A 6,480-nucleotide genomic window follows, 5' to 3' on the forward strand; every position below is an offset into this window, starting at 1 on the left:
ATGAAAATTTCAGATCTGTTAAAAAGAGAAACCATCGTTTTAGATATGAAAGCAACAGATAAAGATACTGCGATCAATGAGCTTGTCTTAAACCTTGATAAAGCAGGTAGATTAAATAGCTCTACTGAATTTAAAAAAGCCATATGGGAAAGAGAAAATCAAAGTACAACGGGGCTAGGTGAAGGGATTGCCATTCCGCATGCGAAGAGCGAAGCGGTTAAAACGCCTTCGATTGCGTTTGGACGCTCAACAGCTGGTGTAGATTATCATGCTCTAGATGGCCAACCAACTTATTTATTTTTTATGATTGCCGCATCGGCGGGTGCAAATGAAGCTCACTTAGCGACGCTTTCAAGATTATCCACTTTCTTAATGGATGATGGTTTCCGTGAAACGTTATTAAAGGCGAGTTCGGAAAATGATGTATTAAAAGCAATTGATCAAAAAGAACAAGAGTTTTTGGAAAAAGAAGCGCAAGAACAACAAAACACACAAGATGGTTATACGATTTTAGCCGTAACAGGTTGTCCAACGGGAATCGCTCACACATATATGGCTGCAGATGCGCTAAAAGCTGAAGCAGAAAAACAAGGCATAACGATTAAGGTACAAACGAATGGTTCAGGCGGAGTGAAAAATCGCTTAACGGATGAAGACATTAGAAATGCAAAAGGAATTATCGTGGCAGCTGATACCAAAGTCGATATGGATCCATTCCACGGGAAACCTGTGTTACAAGTTCCAGTAGCAGATGGGATTAAAAGACCAAAAGCTCTGATTGACCAAGTGCAAAATGGCAATGCGCCAATCTATAATGGTGGTTCTGGAAAATCAAGTGATGATGGTCAGACGTCAAAAGGAAAGTCTGGCTTTTATAAGCACTTAATGAATGGTGTATCTAACATGCTTCCATTTGTTGTCGGTGGAGGTATTCTAATCGCGATTTCCTTCATGTTTGGTATCGAAGCATTTGATCCTGAACATCCGACTTATAATGCGTTTGCTGAAATGTTAATGACAATTGGTGGCGGAAATGCATTTGGACTAATGATTCCTGTTCTTGCTGCATTTATCGCTATGAGTATTGCTGATCGTCCTGGTTTTGCAGCTGGTATGGTTGGTGGTTTGATTGCTTCGACTGGTGGAGCTGGATTCTTAGGTGGTTTGATCGCAGGTTTCTTAGCAGGTTATTTAGCATTAGGTGTTCGTAAAGCTTTAGAGAATTTACCGCAATGGCTTGAAGGAATTAAAACCGTTCTTTTCTATCCGGTCTTAAATATTTTCTTAACAGGTATGGCAATGCTTTGGTTAGTTGGTCCATTATCAGCTTTCAACACAGGTCTTGAAAACTGGCTTGGCGGAATGGGAACAGCTAATATGGTTCTTCTTGGTGTGATCTTGGTGCAATGATGGCTGTTGATATGGGTGGTCCGATTAATAAAGCAGCGTTTACGTTCGGGATTGCGATGATTGACGCTGGTAACTTCGGTCCTCATGCTGCTGTTATGGCAGGGGGAATGGTACCACCACTTGGTATCGCATTAGCAACTACGTTATTTAAGAGTAAATTTACGAAACAAGAGCGTGAAGCAGGGAAAACAAACTATGTATTAGGAGCTTCATTTATTACAGAAGGAGCGATTCCGTTCGCTGCTGCTGATCCTGGTCGAGTAATCCCTTCGATCATTGTTGGTTCTGCTGTAGCAGGTGCGTTAACAGCTATCTTCAATATTGGTTTACCAGCACCACACGGAGGATTGTTCGTTATTCCTCTTGTATACGGAAATGCGTTTATGTATTTAATTGCCATTATTGTTGGTGCGATTGTCACTGCATTAATGCTAGGATTTTGGAAGAAGAAAACAGTATAGTTAAGATAAGGGCCACTGGAAAAGGATGTTTTTACCCTTTTTCAGTGGCCCTTTAAGAAATGAGCGGAACCGTTGCAAGATTTTAAGCCTGCTATGAGTGGGTTTCTCATAGCAGCGCGCAACGCGTGCAGCCATTGCTGCTTCCTTGAATCGGCTAAAAAGGTTATTTTTAGCCTGATTAACAGGAAGGGGCTTACGTTCTTTCCTGCTTTTTATTTAACATATTCCATGCTAAAATTTGTTTAGAAATCCGAAATAGAAGAGGAAAGTAGGTTGGGGAAATGGTAAATCCAAAATTAATAAAAATTGAAGAAACGTGGTTCCCTTATGCAGCTATAGATGAAATTCAGCAAAAGATGGAGGAAGGCGAGATCACCTCAAAAGAGCTTGTTCTCATTTATCTAGATCGAATTGCACGTCTTGACCAAGCTGGACCTACATTAAATTCCGTTTTAGAAGTAAACCCTGATGCTCTTCACATTGCTGAAGCCATGGACTTTGAAAGAGCAAAACAAGGCAAACGAGGTCCACTTCACGGAATTCCTGTGCTGTTAAAAGATAATATTGATACCGCTGATAAATTACATACAAGTGCTGGCTCTCTTGCGTTGAAAGACTCAATAGCCCAAAAAGATTTATACTTAGTAACAAAGCTTCGTGAGGCTGGTGCCGTTATCTTAGGGAAAACGAATATGTCTGAGTGGGCTTATTTTATGTCAACGGAAAATATGCCGAGTGGCTATAGTTCAAGAGGTGGACAAGTTCAAAATCCATATGGTTCTTCCTTTGATATTGGAGGCTCTAGCTCTGGATCGGGAGCTGCTATTGCCGCACAGTTAGCAACGGTAGCGATTGGAACAGAAACATCAGGTTCAATTTTAAGTCCGTCTAGTCAGAATAGTCTTGTCGGAATTAAACCTACTGTTGGTTTGATTAGCCGAAGTGGAGTAATCCCAATTTCTCACACCCAAGACACAGCGGTCCAATGACTCGGACCGTGAGAGAAGCAGTGTATGTACTAGCCGCCATGATGGGTGAGGATCCTACTGACCCAGCTACATTGAAAAATCCGTTAACGCAAGATCAATTGTTGTCTGCATTAGATAAGAGCTCTCTTGATCAAGTGAAAATAGGGATTGCGCGAGAAGGATTTTTTGATCATCTGAACGAAGAAAAGAAAGAAATCATGAACAGGGCCATAGAGCAATTAAAGGGAGCGGGTGCTTCAATTGTAGATGATGTGGTCATTCCTTCAGCTAAAGAAAAATGGTCCATTGATGTATTGGTCTATGAATTCAAAGCCAATCTAAATGCTTATTTAGCCAATGTGAGTGCTCAAGTTCCGGTACGTACACTTACTGATGTAATCCGATTTAATCAAGAGGATAGTGAGCAGAGATTGCGCTATGGACAAAGCTTATTGACTAAATCAGATAAAACCAAAGGCACGTTAACAGAAAAAGAATATTTGGATGCCTTACAATTTGATCAATACCACTCTTCCATTAATGGAATTGATGCAGCTTTGGAGAAAGATCAGCTGGATGTTCTTGTTTTTCCTAATAATTACGGGGCGGCCATCCCTGCAAAAGCAGGTTATCCTTCAATTACTGTTCCTGCAGGTTATACTGCTGAAGGAGAGCCGGTTGGGATTACGTTTACGGGAACTGCTTTTTCTGAAGAAAAACTGATTCAAATTGCAGCTGCCTTCGAAGAGTTGACGAAAGCCAGATTGAATCCAACTTTTGAATTTTAAAATAGAAGTAAGTAGAGCAAAACTCGAGATAAGTTTAGCTCTATTCTTATTGGATTCGCTTTCCAAGTTCAATGTATAATAGAAGAAAGAGTAATATGTTAGGAGAATGACGATGGAATTACATCCGACTATTAAAAAACTACAATGGAAACCCGACTATAATCCTGTGTTAATCATCGGTGCTCCAAAGGAATATGATGAAGTAATGAATCAGTTTGGCGAAAATGCCGATACAGAAATGGCGAAACAGAGTTATGGCTTCATTCATATTTTTGCAACGAGTAATGATGAGCTTAAGGAAAAAGCGACAGAAGCAGTGTCACTGTTAAAGGATAACGGCTTATTTTGGCTGAGCTACCCGAAAAAAGCATCCAAAAGATATAAAGGCTCAGATTGTAGCCGAGAAACGGTCGCACAGCTACTAGGTGAACAAGGATTTGAGCCAGTTCGTCAAGTGGCCATTGATGAGGATTGGTCAGCGTTACGTTTTCGTCACGTCCAACACATTAAAACGATGAAGCGTACATTTGCAGCAACAGAAGAAGGGAAAGCACGAACAAGTAAGGAGGATTAAGATGAAAATAGCTAGTTACCAAATGGAGTTAATCCCAGGGCAACCAGAAAAAAATAGAAAAAAGGTTCAGCGATGGGTGGAGCAGGTTTGTGCTGATGAAGAAGTTGATGTTTGTGTTCTTCCTGAAATGTGGACGACAGCTTATACGCTGCCTGAATTAGAGGAAATTCTAACAGAAGATCAAGGCGTGACCGAAGCATTTTTACAAGATCTTGCAAGAAGAACTAAAGTGAATATTGTAGCAGGATCTATAGCAGTTAAAGAAAATGGAAACATCTTCAACCGTTCGCTAATTTTGGATCGGAAAGGGAGTATTATTCACACGTATGATAAGATGCATCTGGTCCCGATGTTAGATGAGCATTTGTACTTGAAGGGTGGTTTGAATTCAGGGAAAGTGTTTGAGTTAGACGGTAGAAAAATGGGTTTGGTTATTTGCTATGATCTGCGTTTTCCTGAACTAATTCGATCATTAGCTTTACAAGGAGCTGAGGTTGTATTTGTGGTCGCAGAATGGCCAGAAGCAAGGGCGCTACATTGGGAAATTCTTCAGCAAGCGCGAGCAATTGAGAACCAAGTTTACATGGTGAGTTGTAACTGTGTAGGCACGTATAATAATGTCGAATTTGCGGGTCGTTCGATGATCACTAACCCTTGGGGAGAAGTGCTAGCAAAGGCTTCGGGTAAAGAACAGGAAACGATAGTTAGAACGCTTAATTTAGATGAAGTTACACGGATTAGAAAAGAAGTACCGGTTTTTTCAAGTAGAGTACCTCATTTATATGAAACGCATTAAAATGAGAAAAGAGGTCTATCTTATGATAGATCCTCTTTCTCGTTACTCTTAAACTTTTTGAAGTTTATCAATAAACTGTAATGATCGACCTGTACCGATTGCTACCGCTTCAAGAGGATTTGGGGCAATATGGACAGGAACAGAAATTTCTTCCTTAAGCCAATCCTGCATACCATTAAGGAGCGCCCCGCCACCGGTTAAAGTCACGCCTTGGTCGACAATATCTCCACTTAACTCTGGTGGACAATCTTCTAGTGTTACTCTGATTGCCTCAAGCAGCTGTAGCATGCCTTCTTTCAAAGCCTCTTGAATTTCTTTAGAGTGTAAGGTAACGGTCTTCGGCAATCCGTGTATGAGGTCTCTTCCTCTAACCTCAAGTTCGATGGTTTCGTGCTCAATAGGAGCATATCCAATTTCCATCTTGATTCTTTCTGCCGTACGTTCACCAATGATAATATTATAAGCTTTTTTTACATGCTGAATAATACTCTCATCGAACTTGTCCCCGCCGATTCTAATCGAGCGACAAGTAACAACTCCGCCAAATGAGATAATAGCGACCTCGGTTGTTCCACCCCCGATATCCACGACGACATTGGCGATCGGCTCTTGGACAGTCAGATCAGCCCCAATCGCAGCCGCTAACGGTTCCTCAATAATATGAGCTTGTTTCACACCACAACTTTTGACGGCGTCTAAAATAGCACGGCGTTCAACAGATGTTGAGCCAGAAGGGGCACAAACAACAACACTTGGCTTTCTCATGGCAAGATTTAGTTTCTTGCTTGCTTTTTTCATAATCTCTTTTAGCATCTGAGAAGTGGTTGTAAAATCAGCAATGACTCCATCTTTTAATGGCCTAACCGTTACAATATTCGCTGGGGTTTTCCCGACCATGTTCTTAGCCTCAATCCCAATAGCCAATACTTCGTTCGTGTCCACGTTTACCGCCACTACTGAAGGTTCATTTAAAATAATTCCTTTATCTTTACTGTATACAAGTGTATTAGCAGTTCCTAGATCAATTCCAATCACTGCATTTTTCCACATATAGTTCATTTCAATCACCAACTTTTTTAAGTATTACTAGGTTTTGATTGTAACAGTAAAGAGGTAGGCTATTATAGTGTCGGTGTGCTCATCTTCTATGTAAGAATATGAGAGGAATGTGGGACTAGCCACGAATTTTGGCGAAAGAACAGATGGAATAGGTCTTTAGTACTGGTAGAGTGTAAAAAGAGTGGCGATTTTTGAGGGAGGGTGTTTGCTGATGGGGGCTTCAAATGTGAAGTGGACACAGAGGCCCTTATTAGTGTCAAAAACCTTGTTTGGGAGGGGTTGGAGGACACAGGAGCTCTTATTGTATGAAAAAGTGGGTGGATCGACTTGAATATTGGTAGATAAGGTCATCTGAGTCCTTGAACTGCGCTAAACCTATGATATTTAAGAAGATAAGGTCCTCTCAGTCCGGAAGAGGTTGGGG

The 6,480-nt window shown here is 41.0% G+C and carries 3 protein-coding genes and 2 pseudogenes; 4 read left to right on the top strand and 1 reads right to left on the bottom strand.

What is annotated here, in order from left to right; all coding sequences use genetic code 11:
* The 4 genes and pseudogenes from JCM9157_RS19350 (at position 1) to JCM9157_RS19365 (ending at position 4,997) form a co-directional block, all read left to right on the top strand.
* A pseudogene (locus JCM9157_RS19350) lies at positions 1 to 1,871 on the top strand (PTS fructose transporter subunit IIABC).
* Between the two features lie 356 nt (positions 1,872 to 2,227).
* Positions 2,228 to 3,627: pseudogene (locus JCM9157_RS19355) on the top strand (amidase family protein).
* 112 nt (positions 3,628 to 3,739) lie between these two features.
* Positions 3,740 to 4,201, top strand: a complete 462-nt coding sequence (locus JCM9157_RS19360) for a DUF3052 family protein (protein WP_035667369.1) — start codon at positions 3,740 to 3,742, stop codon at positions 4,199 to 4,201.
* Between the two features lies 1 nt (position 4,202).
* Positions 4,203 to 4,997, top strand: coding sequence for a carbon-nitrogen family hydrolase (locus tag JCM9157_RS19365; RefSeq protein ID WP_035667372.1), 795 nt, complete (start codon positions 4,203 to 4,205; stop codon positions 4,995 to 4,997).
* A 48-nt stretch (positions 4,998 to 5,045) separates the two neighbouring features.
* Here JCM9157_RS19365 and mreBH read toward each other — a convergent pair whose 3' ends face one another.
* Positions 5,046 to 6,047 carry a rod-share determining protein MreBH gene (gene mreBH, locus JCM9157_RS19370; RefSeq protein ID WP_035667375.1) on the bottom strand — a complete coding sequence of 334 codons (1,002 nt, stop codon included), beginning with the start codon at positions 6,045 to 6,047 and terminating at the stop codon, positions 5,046 to 5,048.
* Between the last annotated feature and the right edge of the window lie 433 nt (positions 6,048 to 6,480).

Origin of the sequence: Halalkalibacter akibai JCM 9157, from assembly GCF_000513135.1 — a bacterium.
GTDB lineage: Bacteria > Bacillota > Bacilli > Bacillales > Bacillaceae_D > Halalkalibacter > Halalkalibacter akibai.